This window comes from Alteromonas sp. DYW1 (assembly GCF_059752595.1).
Genome location: NZ_CM186038.1, coordinates 1466683 through 1485693, shown reverse-complemented (window position 1 = coordinate 1485693; position 19011 = coordinate 1466683). Strand labels below are relative to the sequence as shown.

Below are 19011 nucleotides of genomic sequence, written 5' to 3'. Positions count from 1 at the left end.
AAGATTTCACTGCTTTAAGCGTTCGCTTTTTTACCCGTGCTTAAGGTTTTAAAACCATCTTACCGCGCACCGCTCGGCCCATAACTTTTTCCAACGCCACTTTTGCGTCAGGTAACGGTAGACACTCATCCACGATAACCTTAACTTTCCCTTGTACATACCAGGTCAATAATTCACGCATGTTTTGCGCAAAATCGTGTGGTTGATGCTGCGTAAATGAACCCCAAAAAACGCCCACGACTGAATACCCCTTCACGAGTGCCAAATTCACTGGGAATTCCGGAATTTCACCACCGGCAAAACCAATGACTAGCAAACGTCCATTCCATGCCATTGTTCGACTGCATGCGTGGAAGGTGTCCCCACCAACGCATTCATAGACCACATCAGCTCCTTTGCCATCTGTGGCTTGCTTTATTGCGTCTTTAAGATCTTGCTCAGTGTAATTAATCAACACATCTGCACCATTGGCTTTTGCCGTAGCTAATTTCTCAGCGGTCGAACAAACGGCAATGACTTTTGCGCCCATTAACTTACCAATTTGCACAGCAGCCAAGCCGGTGCCTCCGGCAGCCCCGGTGACGACCAATGTTTCACCTGGTTGTAGTTGCGCGCGTTGCTTGAGGGCGTGATGCGCAGTCGCATGCGCGGTTACCAGTGCCGCGGCCTCTTCACTTGGAATTGCATCGGGTAACGGCATAATGTGGGTTTGTGGAACCAGCACCTTTTCGGCATAACCACCAAGCATGCATAACGCGATTACGCGCTGCCCTAATTCAACCCCTTGCACACCCTCACCTATTGCCGAAATAGTGCCCGCCACCTCATTCCCAGGCACGAATGGGCGCTCAGGCTTCATTTGATACAACCCTTGCACCAATAGTCCATCAGGGAAATTGACGCCTGCCGCTTCTACATCAACGACAACATGCCCCTTTTTAGCCGAAACATCATCTATGTCTTGATAAACTAAGTTCTCGACTGGCCCAAATTCATTACAAACTATCGCTTTCATGTTAATTATCCTTATTTGATCAGTGATACTGCATGAGCAGCCAACGGACGCATCATGGCTTCTAGCGAAGCTGCTTGTTTATTCGATGCGTTCCCCAATTTTGCGCGCTTAACCACCCCTTGCACGATCGCCGCCAGACGAAAAAAACTAAACGCTAAATAAAACGACCAATTGTCAATTGAATCAATGCCCCGGCGCTGGCAATAGCTTTCGATATAAGCTTGCTCTTCAGGGATGCCTAATGCCGCTCGATCCAAGCCCCCCAACCCCGGGGCATGCCCGAGATCGGATGGCAAACGCAACTGCATGCACTGATAGGCTAAATCTGCAAACGGATGGCCTAGGGTGGATAGTTCCCAATCCAGCACCGCAATAACTTCAGGAGAGTGCGGGGCAAAAATCATATTATCCATGCGAAAGTCACCATGCACCAACGACACCTGACCATCATCGTCTGGCAGGCTTAGTCCTAACCAATCGATTAATGCCTCAATATCTTCGATATGTTCGGTTTCCGCAGCCCGGTATTGCTTGGTCCAGCGCTCATATTGACGAGCAAAATAGTTACCCGGCTTGCCATAGTCAGACAAGCCAACGGCATCGACATCGACACTATGTAAATCGGCCAACGTTTGATTCATCGCGTCATACATCGCTGCTCGTTCGTTATTTGACTTTATCTCCGGTAACGCACTACGCCAAAAGATCCGCCCTGATTTATATTCCATCAAGTAGAACATCGCGCCCAGCACGTCGGGGTCGGTGCATAGATGGATGGCATCGGGAACTGGCACCGCTGTGTCACGCAACGCTGATAAAACCCTAAATTCACGATCGACAGCATGAGCAGACTTGAGTAATTTGCCCGGGGGTTGTCGCCGCAACACATATTTTTGCTGATTTTCGGTTTCAAGCAAAAAGGTTGGATTAGATTGCCCTCCACTGAACTTTTCAGCGCGCGTCACAGCACCAATAGGCACGTCATTTGCGGTTAAGTATGCATTTAGCTGCGACAATGAAAGTAACGGATCATTTTGCATGATTAACTAACCTGCCTTGGCACTAGTTTCAGCGATTAAATTCCGCCCCAGTTGCATCATATGCACTTGATCTGGCCCATCAGCAAGTCGCACCGTACGCGCATATGCATAAGCAGCAGCGAGGGTAGTATCCTGGCTGGTACCCATAGCTCCGTGCATTTGGATTGCGTTATCGATCACATTACAAGCCATCTTAGGGGCCACAATCTTGATTGCAGCAATAATGTTTTTAGCGACTTTATTGCCGTATTTATCCATACAATCAGCCGCCTTTAAGGTCAATAAGCGTGCCTGCTCAATATCACAATGCATTTGTGCGATGGTTTCACGCACCGATTGTTGTTTACTCAATGGCTGACCAAAAGCGACGCGTTGCTCTACGCGCAAACAAGACTCATCCAGTGCACGCTGAGCCACACCAATCAAACGCATACAATGGTGAATACGTCCTGGTCCAAGACGCCCCTGCGCTATTTCAAACCCCTTTCCTTCGCCTACCAACAAATTGGCAGCAGGCACCCGTACGTTGTCAAATACAACTTCTGCATGACCTACTGGTTCATCATAGAAGCCCATGGCTGACATTGGACGGACAATGGATACACCCGGCGTGTTCATCGGTACCAGAATTTGACTTTGTTGTTGATGGCGCGCTGCACTGGGATCTGTTTTCCCCATCACAATCATGATCTGGCAATTTTCGTTCATAGCACCGCTGGTATACCACTTGCGGCCATTGATAACGTATTCATCACCGTCACGCTTTATCATAGTTTCAATATTAGTAGCGTCAGACGATGCGACCGCTGGTTCGGTCATGGCAAACGCAGAACGAATTTTGCCTTCCAATAAAGGCACCAACCACTCAGCCTTGTGGGCTTCAGAACCATATTTCGCCAATACTTCCATATTGCCAGTATCCGGTGCGCTACAATTAAAAATCTCAGCACTCCAAGGTACCCGACCCATGATCTCGCATAAGGGGGCATATTCAAGATTAGTGAGGCCTGCACCGTAAGGCTTGTATTCTTCAGGCAAAAAAAGATTCCACAATCCAGCGGCTTTTGCCTTTTCCTTGAGCGACTCCATGAGGTCTGGCGTGCGCCAACGGTTATCATTGTTTTCAACAGCATGAATATACTCTTGCTCGATGGGATATACATAGGTTTGCATAAACTCATTTAATTGTGTGATACGAGCATGAGTTGCGTCGGTGTAATCAAAATTCATAGTGGCTCCGATTGTTTCGATTAACTATAGCTAATCGCCGATTTTTTGCTGGGTGTTTCTAGATGCGGGATAGCGTTGAATTGGTGCACATGGGCACCACTTTTATTGGCGAAAATCTTCGACACGCTGGTGTTTCTTATCTGTAAATTTAGATTCACCATGGTGGCTGCATTGACGCCCAAAACCTGACTGATCATCATGGCAATGGCGCCGCCTGAGGTTGCCATTAAAATCCGTTTGTGTGGACTTGCAATGGCTTTTTCCAATACGTCCATAACCCGCGCTTGAAATCCTTGCCAAGATTCTGGCAACCCCTGATTGTCCAATTCGCCTTGTGACCACGCCAACATAGACTTGCGTAATAGCCGATAAAACTCTTCAGGCTTAGCGCCTTGAGCAGGTTTATCTGCGGGGTTCAACTGCAAATAGCCGTCAGCTACTGCTTGGAAATCAAACTCATTTAATCCTGGATGTACATCAATATCAGCAAGATGTGCATAGATGTTTTCACTGGCGACTTGATTAAGCCCTTGTAGAAATCCTTCTGCCGTTTCACGATGGCGCAGCATATCCCCGCGCCAGATAGCGTCGACAGCAAACTGATTCTCGGCGAAATGCTCGCCCAACCAAATAGATTGCTGGATCCCTAAATCACTTAACTTGTCGTAGTCAGCCTTACCAAATGAGGCTTGGCCATGGCGCACTAGAATGATTTCTGCCATGCGTTTATTCATTAATAATTTATTGTCTTTCGATGGTAGGGGAAAACCGCCCTATAATTGTAATTGATTCTATTGATGAATTTTTATTACACAGACGAATAGTAGAGCGTATAGACTCAACGCGAGTCGACTGCAAGATAATATAGGTGCTGAGGAAGAGCGCTAAATCCACTTTTTATTGCATGAGATCAATGTTCGCCCGTTATTGCAGCTATACACTAGCGGCTCAATCTCGAGAGGACTTTGTCTGTGCCAAACTTATTTGATGCCACTCTGTTAAACAAATATAACACTAGCGGTCCCCGCTATACCTCGTACCCAACGGCTTTAGAATTCAGCCCAGAACTCCCGGACAATCCGTTACGTCATGCAATGTTGACCAGCGCAGGTAGTGATTTATCGCTGTACATCCATATCCCGTTTTGTCATCAACTCTGCTACTACTGCGGTTGCAATAAGATCGTGACGCGGCATCAACACAAGGCGGATCGCTACCTTGACTATTTGGCTAAAGAAATAGCGCTTAATCACCATTGGTTCAGTCAGCAACGGATTAAGCAATGCCATCTCGGTGGCGGCACGCCTAGTTTCCTTACTACAGCACAAATGACGCGGCTGATGACATTATTACAACAGCACTATCGCTTCGCCGACGATTGCGAAATCAGCATCGAAATTGATCCTCGTTCGGTAGCGCCCGACTACTTAGGCAGGTTAAAAGAACTGGGCTTCAATCGCATAAGTATTGGTGTGCAGGACATTGATCCGGATGTGCAAACTGCGATCAATCGCCCGCAATCTACAGAGCATATCTCTCGATTAGTTAACACCGCGAAAGATTTGGGATTTGCTTCAGTGAATCTGGATTTGATCTATGGTCTCCCGCGGCAAACCAACGACTCATTTCGACGTACGATTGCAGCTGCTATTGGCATGGACCCAGAACGTATTTCACTGTTTAGTTATGCCCACCTTCCCTCTCGCTTCGCAGCGCAACGGAAAATAAAATCAGACTGGCTACCCTCGCCCGCCGAAAAGTTTGAACTTATGAAATTAGCCATCGAAATGCTTACCTCGCAGGGCTATACCATGATTGGAATGGATCATTTCGCAAAACCGAATGATGAACTGGCACTGGCTCAGCAACAAGGTACCCTGCACAGAAATTTTCAGGGTTATACCACACAAGGCGAACTGGACATGCTCGGGCTTGGGGTGTCGTCAATCAGTTTCATGGGAGACTGGTATCTACAAAACGCCAAGACCCTGAATGATTACTATGCAGCATTGGATGCACAATGCTTGCCCATTGAAAAAGGTGTGGGGATCAAAACCGACGATGCCATTCGCCGCGCGGTAATCATGTCACTCATGTGTAATTTACGCGTCGACTTCGCCACCATGGAACAAACTTATGAAATCGTATTCTCTGAGTATTTCGCGAAAGAGCTTGCGCTTTTAGGCCCTTTTGCAGAAGATAAATTGGTTAACATTAGTGCAGACTCAATTATAGTTGCTGAGCATGCACGATTGCTGATTAGAACCATTTGTATGGTATTTGATGCTTATCTAGGATTAGCCAAAAATTATCAACGGTTCTCACGGGTGATTTAATAATCTAACGAGGCGGGCCATGCAATGTTTGCGGCACTGCGTTATTGCTGTCATTTTATGCCTAACGCTAATCAATAAAGTCATCGCACAGTCAGACAATGTCAGTGCGGGTCACCTCGATACCTATGCAGATTTTCACTCTGAATATGTGCCTTCCCGCCGTGTGCAAGTATGGCTACCTGATGATTATTCGGCAGAGCAAAAATATGCCGTGCTATACATGCATGATGGACAAATGCTATTTGATGCAACGGTAACTTGGAATCAACAAGAATGGCGGGTTGATGAAGTGGCTGCAGATTTACAGTTGAAAAAACAGACCCACCCCTTCATTGTTGTTGGAATAGATAACGGTGGTGAACAGCGGCGCTATATAGAATATTTGCCGCAAGCTCCCTATCAGCGCCTCGCGTTAGCAGATAAACAGCACTTGTTTGTGCCCTACCTCGCTGAAACTCCCAGTAATATCGAAAACATTATTCAGTCTGATAATTACCTCAAGTTCCTCGTAAGCGAACTAAAGCCCTTTATTGATAAGACCTACTCGGTGCACACCGATCGAGCTAACACCTTCATTATGGGCTCAAGTATGGGCGGCTTAATTTCACTGTATGCGCTTGGCGAGTATCCTGAGGTGTTTGGTGGTGCAGCTTGTATCTCAACTCATTGGATTGGCGGCTCTGCAGAACAAACCAATGCCATCACTGAAGAATTGATACGTTACGTCGCTGAAGACCTACCCGCGCCAGGTGTACACAAACTGTATTTTGATTATGGTGACCAAACACTGGATGCGTATTACCCACCACTGCAACGGCGCGTTGATGAGATTATGCAACAGCGAGGATTTACTCCTGTGGACTGGCAAACACGCTTTTTTCCTGGAGCCAATCACAGTGAGCAAGCTTGGCAAGCGCGCTTAGACAAACCGTTATTATTTTTACTAAGCCAGCGCTAGCTCATTCACCCGTTAAAAGTTGAGCTTGGGCTTTCTTAGATAGCGTCGCGACAACCAATGCATAAGAATTGTCAATCAGGCGCTGGACTTCACTGCTAGCTATCTCCAGCTCAGGATAAACCGAAATCCAATGGCGCTTGTTCATATGATATCCCGGCGTAATCGCTGCATAAATATCACACAGTGCTGCGGCTTCCACCGGATCGCATTTTAAATTCAGCATTAAACGCTCACTATGCAAACCCAGCAGCGCAAACATCTTGTTGGCAACTTTGAATACCTGTACATCTGGACCGAAAGGGTATTCAAGCACAACCTGAGGTTTGCCAAGTAAGTATTCTCGCCATTGCGTTGCATTACCCGCTGCGCTGATCATTAGCCCCCCCTAGAAGTAAGCCTGCACACTATCGCCAACCTGTAACGCCAAGGTATGCACGGCTGTGTTCGACTGAATACAGGGCAACACATACCTCTGCCCCGCGAAATTTAGCGCTAGCAGCACCAAGTAATCATCACTCGTTATGGTTTCCATTGCAGAAATCGTTACCTTAATGCAATTTAGCAGACTGACTGCGGGTAACTGCTCACGCGTAAGCACGAGCTTTTCAGCTGCAATAATAATTCGGGTTAATCCTCTGCTCGTCAAATGCTCAGCGCTGCCCAAACGGATCTCGTCGCGACTGAATGGATGCAGATTTACGCTATCATAGGGTGCTTTGATCGCTGGCACATGTACGGTACAAAATAACAAATCAGGATGTTGTAGCAATAATGCCGGAGCGATTTGAGCGGCTAGTGCGTGGCTTAATTCCCAGACTGGCACTTGCAGACTAATGCGGCCAGCATCGACTTGCCATACCTGGTCGCTCACCAAGGTTAATTCACGGATATCATGCGACACCATAACGACTGATATACCAAATTCAGGCAATCGAGCTAACACCTGTAGAACTTGCCGCCGCAAGCGCTTATCCAAGCCGGTTAACGCTTCATCCAGCAAGAGCACATCGGGTTGATTCAATAATGCACGAACGATTGCCACGCGCTGAGTCTCGCCGCCTGATAGGGAAGCAACCGAGTGTTTTAGTAAATGTCGAATCTCAAACCAATCCAATAACTCTGCATAATTTAGCTGCTCTTTAACTGCGTTTGATCCAGCGGGCGCTGCATATTGCTGAGCAAAGCAAAGGTTCTCCGCAACGTTTAAATGTGGGAATAGCTGCATAGACTGAAATACAACACCTACTCGCTTCCCGTATTCACGCAAGGTTTTGGTAACATCGCGCTGATAAGCATGCAAGTTAGACTCTAACCCTGCGAGGCAACGTAAAAAACTGGATTTGCCTGCGCCCGACGCCCCGTATATACCAATAAAGCACGCCTCATCAGGGAACTCGGTTGCGACAGCAATGATTGAAGCATTAGCCGGTTGCCAATGAAAATTTATATCCATGAGCGCAGCTGTCCCCGTTGTAAGCGATATAACCCGGCTAAAAAGAGCAGCGAGAACAACAGCAAAATTAGCGCTAATTGATGAGCTTGGGCATAATTCATCGCTTCAACGTGTTCAAACAAGGCAATAGAGACCACGCGGGTTTCACCGGAGATATTGCCACCAATCATCAATACCACACCAAACTCTCCCACGGTGTGCGCAAAACTAAGTCCAGCAGCAAGAATAAATGCTGGTTTAGTCAACGGCAGGATCACTTTACGCCAACACTGCAGTGACGAGAGCTGCATAGATTTTGCTACATCAAGATATTGTGGATTGAGATGTTCAAAGGCATTCACTAAAGGCTGCACAGCAAAGGGTAACGAATAAAACACAGAGCCGATAAGTATGCCGGTGAAACTAAAAGCTAGCGTACTTCCGCTGACGGAGACCCACCATTCGCCCAGAGAATATTGGGGTGAAAATGCGACCAACAGGTAAAAACCCAATACCGTGGGGGGGAGCACTAAGGGTAAGGCAATTATCGCATGCACAATCGGCTTGACGGGATGCCGCCAGTGAGCCAACCACCACGCGAGTGGCGTCGCGATAATAAGCAATATCACGGTTGTCAGCGTGGCCAAATAAAGTGTCAACGTTATCGCTTGCCAATCAAGGTTGTCCATCACCGCTCCCGTCACGCAAGCCAAGCAACGAATGAGTTGTGCTAGAACGAACAAACGCTGCAAACTCTGCCGCAAGCAGTGGTCGCTGCGTACGCTTTAAGATCACCAATTGCTGCTCTATCGGCGCATAATAATCCGCAGGAAGCGGCAGGCTTTGGCTTTTGTCATTGATCAAATGACGCGCAACCAAGCCTCTTGATGCATTGCCAGAAGCGATAAACTGCATGGCTTGCATGACATTATTTGCAGTGATAAGAGTGACAGATTGATTCAGTTCTTGTACCCCTACACGTTGCAAAACTTGCTGCGCCGCAACCCCGTAAGGTGCGAACTTTGGATTCGCGATAACCAATGGCTCTCCGTTGGTCAGCCAGTTCCGCAAGGTAACAGGGGTCATGTCCGAGGGTAAGTCATTGGTTGACCAAATGGCGAGCTGGCCAACAAAATAGGTTTGCCGACTGCCCGCCAGAGTCATTCCTTGCTGCTCTAACCGCAACGGTCTGATGCTATCAGCCGACAGGAACACGTCGAAAGGAGCGCCATGCACTATTTGGGCATAAAGGGCACCACTGGCACCCACTGCGAGGGCAATAGCCTGGCCCCTCTGCCGATGAAAGGTGCTAGCAAGCTGTTCTGCGTGCGACGCGAAATTTGCCGCAACTGCCACCCGTAATGGCTCTGCGGTACTGACAAAGCAGCACAAAAACGTGCAGAGTAAACTACAGCGCCATGCAGTTACCATCGCTTTGCCGCTTCTTTATCGCTGCATTTCATTGCAACCCATTGCCATTCACCCTGTGCGTTTTGTTCCCTTTTCCACAACGGTACATCAGTTTTTAATCGATCCATGACAAACTGCGCACAATCAAACGCAGCTTTACGGTGTGAACTGGCGACGCCGACAAATACGATTTGCTCGTGTGCTTTAATCACACCGATACGATGGACAAGCATTAGCCGGTCGACCGCAAACCTTTGGGTCGCAGCGACTGCTAACGATTCAAAGGAGGTCTCTGTCATTCCAGGATAATGCTCAAGGGCAATAGCTTGTATTTGCTCTTCACCACTATAATCACGAGCAATACCCGTAAAGGTTACAAGCGCCCCGCAACCTGCAGTTTGGCGCAGTTCCGTATATAACTTAGTGATATCAAAATCGGCGTGTTGCACACGAACGCAATGCATCCCTACCCCCCGGTTACTGGGGGAAGAAACGCAACTTCATCACCGTCTTGTACCGGATGTTCAAGTGCTACCAACTGATGATTAACTGCACAGAGTGTACTTTGCGAGGAGACCAATTCAGCCAAACGCGGGTATTCTTTGCACACGCTAACAAGTACATCCCGTACCACACAATTTTGCATACACTCAACTGCGGTAGAACTGATGCCTAATTGTTCACGATAAAAGGCAAAAAATTTGACTGTAACCTTAATCACTCGCACTCCAATGTCCGGTTTTGCCACCAAGTTTCTCTAATACTCGAATGCCCTCGATACGCATATCTGGTTGCAATGCTTTACACATATCAAACAAGGTTAATGCAGCCACGCTGACGGCTGTTAATGCCTCCATTTCAACGCCTGTTTGACCTGTCAGCCGGCACACACTTTCAATACGGATCCGGTTACTGTCAGTGTCGATAAAAAAGTCGACGCCTACCTTACTCAAGGCTAATGGATGGCATAGCGGAATTAAATCACTGGTGCGCTTGGCTGCCTGAATACCAGCAATACGTGCAACCGCAAGCACATCTCCCTTGGCTAGAGATTGAGTGGTGACTGCGGCTAATGTCTCAGCATGCATATAGATAAACCCCTCTGCGCGCGCCTCGCGCACCGTGTCGGCCTTATCTGACACATCAACCATGTTGGCATTACCTTGGCGATCCAAATGTGAAAATGTCATCTCAATGTCTCCCATCGTCTTGTTCAATACGGAGATGAGTAACAAAGTTGCATGGGCGATGGGTGCTGTCTAATTGAGCTTGAATGATTTGACTCCACCCTGTCTTACAGGCCCCCGTAGAGCCTGGTAAACAAAAAATTACGGTGCTATTGGCAAAGCCAGCCAACGCCCGCGACTGAATAGTTGAAGTGCCAATCTCATGCAATGAAACGGCACGAAAAAGTTCACCAAATCCTTCGACTTCTTTATCAAATAAGACTTTGACCGCTTCTGGTGTCGAATCTCGAGCACCAAAACCCGTGCCGCCGTTAATCAGCACTGCCTGAATGTTTGGCTCAGCAATCCAACGCGATACTGTGGCACGGATGGCATAGATATCGTCTTTTACAATCTGCTTTTCAACACACCTATGCCCCGCTTCTTGTGCAGCTGCTGTTAAGTAGCGCCCCGACGAGTCAGTGTCCTCATCACGCGTGTCTGAGACCGTCAGGACGGCAAAATTGACTGGTGTCATTAGCATGTAAATCCTTTGTTCTTTCTCATGAATTTGTACCTTATTGCGCAAGTAGACTCAACTAACCATTGAAAAAACGTTCCCCCTCATGACGTACGATTGAAAGCCAAGTAATATTGAGATTATCCACTATTGTTAGGACCTGTCAGTTTGCTAAATTCATTCAATAAAGACTATTTAGTTGTTGCACAAAATGCCTCTGGTAGAAATATGCAGGTGCCGGTATACCGCTTTCGTGGCCAACAAACAGGTCCTAAGGTATACATTCAGAGTTCAATCCATGGTGCAGAGGTACAAGGCAACGTCGTCATCTATCACCTGATCCAATGGCTACAACACCATCCGATCCGCGGTGAAATCATCCTAGTGCCGAACTGCAATCCAGTCGGAACCAATATAAAGGCGGGTGAATATACCCTAGGACGTTTTGATCCTGTTAACGGCACCAATTGGAATCGCGGGTATCACTATGACGAAGAGAGCGTGCTGAGATTTGCTGCAACGGTTACCAAAGAAGAATCAGTTGCCTCGATAAAACAACGCTTCCGGGGTTTCCTCACCGAACAACTCAACCACAAACTTAATAATGCTTGGGGCTTGGGATTGGCCAATCAGCTTAATTTGAAGTTGCAACAATTGGCTATTGGCGCTGATATTGTGCTGGATTTGCACAATGGGCCAGTCTCAACGCGACATGTTTATATTCCTGAATACGCGTCCAACGCCGCACACGAATTTAATATTCCGCATGTGATTTTTATGCCTAACCGGTTCGCTGGAGCACTCGATGAAGCAACCTTCTGCCCCTGGTGGACATTGGCTGAAACGTTAAGTCAACAACACCAACGCGAGGTTAACTTTGCAGTTGAAGCCTTCACCGTTGAAATGGGTTCACAAGAAGTGGTCAATTTTGCTGAAGGTGAAGAAGACGCGGAAAGTATTTTAAGCTATCTCAATAGCAAACAAGTGTTAGTCGATAGTCCCATTAGCCCAAAATCAATGACGCGTTACGCGACGCACTTGCAGAATTATAAAACCCTGTATACACAACAAGGCGGCATGGTTGAATATTGCATAACACCGGGTGCGCAAGTAAAGCAAGGTGAGTGTTTAGCTAAAGTCTTGAACGTCGATGAACTCGATAATGAACGCGCAGTGGAGCTGATAACAGCCCCCTGCGATTTGATTGTAATTTTGCATTTTCCGTCAGCATCCGTGCTCAGTGGTACTCAACTGTATAAATGCTTCACCCAATATGTCCAATTAGATCGGTGAACCCGGTGGCATCCGCATTGGCACGAACTTCCCGTGCCACTCACCGGTCTGCCAAAACTGCTGCAAACTTGCCAGTAATCCTTGTGCCAGCGCATCGTCATCGTTGCGTTGTAACCAACGGGTAAACTCGCGCAGCTTTGCTTCCAATACAAAGCGATTTTCTGGGTCTAACGCTGTGTCTTGCATCGTTGTGATCAGGGCATTGATGACCAGTATCCGCACTCGTGCATTCAGCCCTTCAGCTTGCGACTGGGTCACATTATCCGTCGCTCGGATGCGGCGCTTCCATGTTGCTTCGACAATGGCATCAACAACATCCGTTACTGCAGGCAATTGATCATCTGCAGCATGCTGCCATGTGAGTCGATTCAAGCGTTCCGGTGTCAACACGAGCGCCAATGTATTCGCCGCACTCGCTTCTGCCGCAGCCAGCGGGTCAAACATTCGCCCAGTTCGCCCCTGAAAAGATTCACGTGAGTCCTGGCTTCCATAGACTTTAGGAATTAACAGTTTTCGAACGTGCTGAGGGATCGCCAGAAATTCCGGCGTCAAAGTGTCCAAAAGTACGTTCAAAGCTTGATATTGGCGCCCAGCTGCAACCGGACTTTGACCGTGAGCCGTCGCCGCACTTTTCACTTCGTATTCATACTCAATGCCGCCTATCAACTTGACCACTGCATCCACTTGGTAGCGATGGGCAAAATACAACGGTGCAAGATATTCCTCTAAAGCGGACAATGGCGTATTGACTGGGATGGTATCGATACCGAATTTGCTCAAGGCAAAGTCTCTTACCTCGATAATACGCAATAATTCAGCAATCGCATCGGCACCATTATCCCACAAATGGCCATCGGCGCTTGGATGCCGAGCAACGCGAGCATCGGGATCGGATTTATAGCGCATACCGCTAGCTTTTGCACTAGCGATGGTTGCTGCAAGTCCTGCGACTTCTGCCTCGGTAGTTGCATAATCCTGATAGCCATAGGCAATCGTATGCAGATCCCATTTCCCCATGCCGACCGCGTAGGCATTTTGCAACGTGATTTTACCGTCCACCAGCTCTGCTTGTGGATGCGGATAGTCCATGACTGAATCTCGCCCTGTTTCACTCGCGGCAAAATTATGGGCGATACCCAGGGTATGACCTACTTCGTGTGCTGATAGCTGGCGAATACGCGCTAGCGCCATATCGAGTTGTGCCTGTGTATCAGTATTTCCATCGGCAAACGGACTGGTGAGTCCTAATGCAATCAGATAATCCTGACGCACCCTTAACGATCCCAGTGTCACATGCCCTTTGATGATCTCCCCTGTACGGGGGTCAATAACAGATGAACCATACGACCAGCCGCGCGTGGCCCGATGCACCCACTGAATGACGTTATAGCGCACATCCATTGGATCAGCATCGGCTGGTAATACTTTTACCTGAAAAGCATCTTTATAACCAATTGCTGCAAAGGCTTGGTCCCACCACTGAGCGCCCTCCCGTAATGCTGACATTACGGGTTCTGGGATCCCCGGATCAAGGTAATAAATAATCGGCTCTTTAGCCGCACTCTCTGGCGCGCTTGGATCCACTTTTTCCAAGCGATGACGGGGAATGTATTGCTGCTCCATGGAAGCGGTTAATGGCGCTGAATAATCCATAAAACTATGCTCCCAAAAGCCACTAAATGGATGAAACTCGCGCGGTGTGTAGTCGGCATCAGGTAACTCGATAAAACTATGATGTGAGTGCACAGAAATTATTTCAGCATCGGGCGAAACCTGGCGCACAAACTCACCTGGTTGCTTGCCTGAAAAGGTGATTAATGCTTCTAGCTCAGTATTTTTCGGAAACGCTTTGCTGCGTGGTAAATACACACCGCTGCGTTTAGCATCAGGTTTGAATTGACCCTGTTTTGTGCTATCCAAACGATTAGCTATACCGTGAATATCGCTCAGCAAGAAATCGGTATAGTCGACCAACACGTGAGCATCCGACTCAGCCACAATAGTTAGCCCAGCAATAACCGAATCGGCAAACGCTTCGTCGATGCTCGCCTGCTCGGCGAGATTACTGGACGTCGCACGAAACGCAGTATTGAGTTGTTTGAGTAACACTTGTTCACCGTAGCGTTCAAATTCAACCAGGCGTGTATCGCCCAATTGCCCGCGGTCCAGACCGATATCATTGGAGCCAACGCCCTGCGGCAAACTGCTTTGAAACAACATTTGCTGATCAAATTGCGCAATTTGGAGATACAGTTTCCCCTCGCCAGGATCATAGTAGAAAGGCACAAAACCATCTTGAAATTGCATTCCTGTAGTAAATTCAGCAATGGTTTTTGCTGACAATACAGGGCTTATCAGTAGTAAACTCAGGATATATAACCACTTTCTCACACACAACTCCGCTACGCTCAGTTTGGGACAGTACGCTAGTATGACAAGCAACCGCACATTAATACAATGCCATCAGCCGAATTGATCCATGTCAAAGAGAAACCATACAAAATCTATAGGCTACACCATAAATAAAGGTGCAAAAGTTTTCCTATGGGTCAGTCAATTCATCATCAAGCGTTTGCGCAAGAACATTATCAAGCCTTCCATCGGCGCTTGGAGAGTGAGCTCGCCTTGCTCAAACCCTTGTTAGCGGAGCCCCAATTTGATAAAGCTGCGCCGTCACTTGGCGCTGAACTTGAAATGTATCTAGTTGACAATAACTGGTTACCTAAGCCCTGTAATCAGTGGTTGCTCGATCAGCGTAAAAGTGATTTGGTGCAGCCTGAACTCAATCAATATAATCTTGAATTTAACCTAGCCCCCGTCAGTACCTCAGAGCGCTCGCTAACTGCATTGCATGAACAGCTTGAAAATGAGCTCGTTGCCCTGCGCTCAATTGCCTATTCAGCAGACACGCAAATCGTCCCAATCGGCGTTTTACCGACTCTTGATGAGCGCCACTTAAGCCGCGAATATTTGACTAATCGTCCACGCTACCATGCTTTAGCTGAACAGCTAAATCAATTGAAAGGGTCTGCCTTTGATGTCGATATAAATGGCGTCGATAGCTTAAAGATGCGGACCAATGAGGTGACATTGGAAGGCGCTAATACTTCCTTCCAAGTGCACTTGCGCGTGCAATCCAGCCGCTTTACCGCAATGTTTAATGCCGCACAACTTGTCACTCCGTTAGCACTTGCATTAGCAGCCAACTCTCCCATATTAATGGGCAAGCGCTTATGGCATGAGACGCGTATTGCATTGTTTAAACAATCGATTGACAGTCGCAACCATGATTCGACCCGTTGGCGACAACCCGCGAGGGTAAACTTCGGGCATGGATGGTTGCGTCAATCGGTAGTTGAGATATTCGCCGAAAACATTGCTCTGTATCCAGCATTATTGCCGCAACTTCCTGCTGACTCGCCGCCTGATGCATTTAATGCTATTCAAATGCATCAAGGTACGATCTGGTCTTGGAATCGCCCCGTACTCGACGTGGGCAAAGATCCTCATCTACGCATTGAATTTCGCACTCTCCCAGCGGGTCCAAGTAATCTGGACATGGTCGCGAATTTGGCATTGCTCGTAGGGTTAACGGTTGGCCTAAGCCATAATATCGACAATTACATCAATAAATTACCCTTTGAATACGCTGAATTTAACTTTTATCGCGCTGCACAGCAGGGATTAAAAGCCAACATTCTTTGGCCGCAACAGCATCAACACCAGCTAACTGAACGAAAAATCAGTGATGTGGTGGCGGATATGCTACCCACTGCAAGTGCCGGGCTGCAAGAACTGGGGGTCGCGTCTGACGATATTAATTTATACCTCGGTATCATTGAACGACGTTTAGCCGCGCAGCAAACCGGTGCAATTTGGCAACTCTCGGCCTTTGATACATTAGCGAATGGCATGGACCAAGACGCGGCATTGAAGGAATTGATAAAACACTACACGCTAAACAACATTGCTAATCTACCTGTGGCTGATTGGGATCCAGTAAAGTGAAAACGACGAAGGCGATTGCTGTACAAGCAGTTAATACAGTAAGCAGCACAAGTGTTGCGCAGCTGCTCACTGAACTCAAAGGGCCTTGCGCTTTTTATTTCCAAGGGCGTGACTCAGAGCGTCGCTGTCGCGTTATCACTACACTACTGCACGCCAATGAACCCAGTGGCTTCAACGTACTATACCAGTTTATTAAGGAAGGCTTTCAACCTCTGGCAGACACTTACATTGTTGTTGCCAGTGTTGCCGCCGCTCAACTAGAGCCGCTTTTCAGTCATCGCATATTACCGGAGGAGCGTGACCTTAACCGCTGCTTTAGCCCACCCTATCAGGATTTTAATGGCCAGCTTGCCAAGTCAATTATTGATTTTATTGTCAGCCGCCATCCTGAGTTTGTGATTGACTTGCACAACACGTCTGGTAACGGACCGATTTTTAGTGTCGCCACCCGTTATCAACAGGAACATCTGGCCTTAGGATCATTTTTCTCGCGCTGGTTAGTGCATACCGATATTGCTTTGGGAGCACTCATGGAGGTTCCCTTTGCATGCCCAGTCATCACTGTCGAGGCCGGCGGTGCACATGAGCCACAAGCCGATTTCAATGCCTATACAGGGTTAACCAAATTATTGCTTAATCCGGAGCCGTTTGTACAACAACAAGCGATGGATGTGCTTCACCAACCGATTCGTTTTCGGCTCAATGAGAACAGCACTCTGACCTATTCTGACCGGCCTGTATTCGGCGTTAACGTTACCTTAGAGCAGAGTATAGAAAACGCGAATTTCGGAGTTATTGATGAAAACACTTGCCTAGGCTGGACTGATATAGAAGGTCTCGCCCATTTTCAATTACACGGTTGTGACACTTCAATTGAACACTTTTTTAGTGCCGAGAACGGTGAACTGAGGCCGCGCCAACCAATGAAATTATTTATGGCGACCACCCAAGCTGAGATTGCCAAGAGTGATTGTATTTTTTACTTTGTGGATACCCATCGACATGCCCATTACGCCAAAGTCTCGCCGTTAAAGCAAGACCATAACACGCTTAGTGAAAGCTATTAATTTTGGACTACAACGCGGCAATGCATTACGGCTAAACTAACCATTGGGCGCTAGCCTTGGGGAGCGCTAAATGGACTGTAAACCACTCCACCTCTCGCCACTACGTTGAATAACCTCAATGAACTGTTCTTCATCACTAAATAAGTGTAAGGACGTTTTAGCTCGCGTTGTAACCATCCTTTAAATCGATCACATTTTCATTAAGCTATTTTTGATATTTGTATAAGTTTCTTATGTTATTTACGATTATTAGATGTACTCTATATTTATACAATCAAACATAGCGATACAGTAATACGTAAATTCCAAATTTATGTATGCCTTTTAAACAATTCAAATCAGGGAGGATTTAGATGTTTAGTCAAGCCGTCATTGAAAAGTTAGAGTTTTACGTTTACTACTTACAAGACCCCAGAACAGGAGATGTGTTTTACGTCGGCAAGGGAATAGGTAATAGAGTGTTCAATCACCTCGATTGCGCTATTGAGACTGACGGAGTTAGCGACAAATTAAACATTATTAGAGAGATACAGAATGAAGGTTTTGATGTCAAACATTTCATATTACGTCACGGACTTGACGAACATACGGCTTTCGAAGTAGAAGCGTCACTTATAGATTTCTTAGGTAAATCTGCATTATCAAATCTTCAGGTAGGTCATTATTCGAGAGACTTTGGTCTAAAGACTTCAGAAGAAATTACAGCGATGTATGAAGCTGAAGAATTAGCAACTAAAGAACCTGTATTACTTATTAATATAAATCGCCGATATAACCGAGAGTTGACTGCTCATGAACTCTATGAGGCAACTAGGAAGTCTTGGGTTGTTGGAAAGCGAAAGAACAATGCAAAATATGCCATCGCGACTTATCGGGGTCTTACACGAGAAGTTTACAAGATTGATGACTGGTTTGAGGTAGAGTCCTCGGGTTCCAAGCGCTTTGGATTTAATGGAAGACTTGCTGCAACAGAAATAAGGGATGCGCTGAGATACAAATCAATCGTTAGGTACTTCAGTAAAGGCGCAGCAAACCCTATCAAATACATCAACTGTTAAAATCAGGCTTTTGCGTGTCAAAGTGATTTTTTTCTAGGCAGTTTAGTCATTAGGATTGATGTTATGAAAGTAAAAGAATATCTAGATATGTTTTCAAATTCTGGCGATATTAAAGTGCATGTTAAATTTAAAAAATTTAACGGTTCTATCGCAGTTTTGTCTATGGAGCCGAGAGAGATATTGAATCTAGTATCGGACAACGAGTTTATTTCTAAGGTTACTTTTGATGAGCATTCATTTACGGTTATCTCATATGAAATAAGGCCTACAACGAAAACACTAGTTATTACTGCGGAGCCTGACTGCAGAGACGAAAATCTTGATTAAGTCATATTATTTTGTTCCTCGACAACAGTATGCTTAATGAAGAAGTCTGAGAGCTCAAGTTACTAAATTTTATTAAACCAAAATCAAATTAGGTAAGGTGAGCGGCAATTTTTGTCTCATGAGCATCATAAACTCATTGCTGTCACTCACC

20 protein-coding genes are annotated in these 19011 nt (G+C 46.7%); 7 read left to right on the top strand and 13 right to left on the bottom strand.

Annotated features, from left to right (window positions below):
- Nucleotides 1-40: 40 nt before the first annotated feature.
- The 4 genes from AC121Z_RS06600 to AC121Z_RS06585 are packed head-to-tail and all read right to left on the bottom strand — an operon-like array spanning nt 41 to nt 4007.
- Nucleotides 41-1015 carry an NADPH:quinone oxidoreductase family protein gene (locus tag AC121Z_RS06600; RefSeq protein ID WP_498127570.1) on the bottom strand — a complete coding sequence of 325 codons (975 nt, stop codon included), beginning with the start codon at nt 1013-1015 and terminating at the stop codon, nt 41-43.
- Nucleotides 1016-1026: 11 nt separating this feature from the next.
- Nucleotides 1027-2055: a phosphotransferase family protein gene (locus AC121Z_RS06595; RefSeq protein WP_498127568.1), complete on the bottom strand. Its 1029-nt coding sequence runs from the start codon at nt 2053-2055 to the stop codon at nt 1027-1029.
- A gap of 6 nt (nt 2056-2061) precedes the next feature.
- Nucleotides 2062-3285, bottom strand: a complete 1224-nt coding sequence (locus AC121Z_RS06590; protein ID WP_498127566.1) for an acyl-CoA dehydrogenase family protein — start codon at nt 3283-3285, stop codon at nt 2062-2064.
- A gap of 20 nt (nt 3286-3305) precedes the next feature.
- Nucleotides 3306-4007, bottom strand: coding sequence for a histidine phosphatase family protein (locus AC121Z_RS06585; RefSeq protein WP_498127564.1), 702 nt, complete (start codon nt 4005-4007; stop codon nt 3306-3308).
- 243 nt (nt 4008-4250) lie between these two features.
- On the opposite strand from AC121Z_RS06585, the gene hemN reads away from it, so the two are divergent.
- Nucleotides 4251-5621, top strand: coding sequence for an oxygen-independent coproporphyrinogen III oxidase (gene hemN, locus AC121Z_RS06580; RefSeq protein ID WP_498127562.1), 1371 nt, complete (start codon nt 4251-4253; stop codon nt 5619-5621).
- Nucleotides 5622-5640: 19 nt separating this feature from the next.
- Entirely contained in the window at nt 5641-6579 is a 939-nt protein-coding gene (locus tag AC121Z_RS06575; RefSeq protein ID WP_498127561.1) for an alpha/beta hydrolase, read from the top strand.
- A 1-nt stretch (nt 6580) separates the two neighbouring features.
- On the opposite strand, the gene AC121Z_RS06570 is transcribed toward AC121Z_RS06575, so the two are convergent.
- From AC121Z_RS06570 to moaB, 8 genes are read right to left on the bottom strand one after another with little or no spacing between them, the layout of a single operon-like run.
- A complete protein-coding gene (locus AC121Z_RS06570; RefSeq protein WP_498127559.1) occupies nt 6581-6955 on the bottom strand; it encodes an MmcQ/YjbR family DNA-binding protein in 375 nt (124 codons plus the stop codon).
- Nucleotides 6956-6964: 9 nt separating this feature from the next.
- Complete coding sequence (locus AC121Z_RS06565; protein ID WP_498127558.1) at nt 6965-8032, bottom strand: ATP-binding cassette domain-containing protein; 1068 nt, start codon at nt 8030-8032, stop codon at nt 6965-6967.
- Nucleotides 8023-8700: a molybdate ABC transporter permease subunit gene (gene modB, locus AC121Z_RS06560; RefSeq protein WP_498127557.1), complete on the bottom strand. Its 678-nt coding sequence runs from the start codon at nt 8698-8700 to the stop codon at nt 8023-8025. Before modB ends, AC121Z_RS06565 begins: the two co-directional genes overlap by 10 nt.
- Nucleotides 8687-9442, bottom strand: coding sequence for a molybdate ABC transporter substrate-binding protein (modA, locus tag AC121Z_RS06555; protein ID WP_498127555.1), 756 nt, complete (start codon nt 9440-9442; stop codon nt 8687-8689). Before modA ends, modB begins: the two co-directional genes overlap by 14 nt.
- Nucleotides 9436-9885 carry a molybdenum cofactor biosynthesis protein MoaE gene (locus tag AC121Z_RS06550; RefSeq protein WP_498127554.1) on the bottom strand — a complete coding sequence of 150 codons (450 nt, stop codon included), beginning with the start codon at nt 9883-9885 and terminating at the stop codon, nt 9436-9438. Before AC121Z_RS06550 ends, modA begins: the two co-directional genes overlap by 7 nt.
- A gap of 2 nt (nt 9886-9887) precedes the next feature.
- Nucleotides 9888-10142 (bottom strand): MoaD/ThiS family protein, encoded by a 255-nt coding sequence (locus tag AC121Z_RS06545; RefSeq protein WP_498127552.1) that lies wholly within the window; start codon nt 10140-10142, stop codon nt 9888-9890.
- On the bottom strand, nt 10135-10611 hold the full coding sequence (gene moaC, locus AC121Z_RS06540; RefSeq protein ID WP_498127550.1) for a cyclic pyranopterin monophosphate synthase MoaC: 477 nt from the start codon (nt 10609-10611) through the stop codon (nt 10135-10137). Before moaC ends, AC121Z_RS06545 begins: the two co-directional genes overlap by 8 nt.
- Nucleotide 10612: 1 nt before the next feature.
- Nucleotides 10613-11125, bottom strand: coding sequence for a molybdenum cofactor biosynthesis protein B (gene moaB, locus AC121Z_RS06535; RefSeq protein ID WP_498127548.1), 513 nt, complete (start codon nt 11123-11125; stop codon nt 10613-10615).
- 150 nt (nt 11126-11275) lie between these two features.
- Between moaB and AC121Z_RS06530 the strand changes: the two genes are divergently transcribed.
- Nucleotides 11276-12400, top strand: a complete 1125-nt coding sequence (locus tag AC121Z_RS06530) for a M14 family metallopeptidase (protein WP_498127546.1) — start codon at nt 11276-11278, stop codon at nt 12398-12400.
- On the opposite strand, the gene AC121Z_RS06525 is transcribed toward AC121Z_RS06530, so the two are convergent.
- Complete coding sequence (locus AC121Z_RS06525; RefSeq protein ID WP_498128166.1) at nt 12389-14707, bottom strand: zinc-dependent metalloprotease; 2319 nt, start codon at nt 14705-14707, stop codon at nt 12389-12391. The genes AC121Z_RS06530 and AC121Z_RS06525 overlap by 12 nt on opposite strands.
- A 237-nt stretch (nt 14708-14944) precedes the next feature.
- Between AC121Z_RS06525 and AC121Z_RS06520 the strand changes: the two genes are divergently transcribed.
- The 4 genes from AC121Z_RS06520 (at nt 14945) to AC121Z_RS06505 (ending at nt 18860) form a co-directional block, all read left to right on the top strand.
- Nucleotides 14945-16408 (top strand): glutamate-cysteine ligase family protein, encoded by a 1464-nt coding sequence (locus tag AC121Z_RS06520; protein WP_498127544.1) that lies wholly within the window; start codon nt 14945-14947, stop codon nt 16406-16408.
- Nucleotides 16405-17475 (top strand): M14 family metallopeptidase, encoded by a 1071-nt coding sequence (locus tag AC121Z_RS06515; RefSeq protein ID WP_498127542.1) that lies wholly within the window; start codon nt 16405-16407, stop codon nt 17473-17475. The genes AC121Z_RS06520 and AC121Z_RS06515 overlap by 4 nt, the downstream gene beginning before the upstream one ends.
- A gap of 353 nt (nt 17476-17828) precedes the next feature.
- Nucleotides 17829-18533 (top strand): LEM-3-like GIY-YIG domain-containing protein, encoded by a 705-nt coding sequence (locus tag AC121Z_RS06510; RefSeq protein ID WP_498127540.1) that lies wholly within the window; start codon nt 17829-17831, stop codon nt 18531-18533.
- 63 nt (nt 18534-18596) lie between these two features.
- Nucleotides 18597-18860, top strand: a complete 264-nt coding sequence (locus tag AC121Z_RS06505) for a hypothetical protein (RefSeq protein ID WP_498127538.1) — start codon at nt 18597-18599, stop codon at nt 18858-18860.
- Nucleotides 18861-19011: the final 151 nt, after the last annotated feature.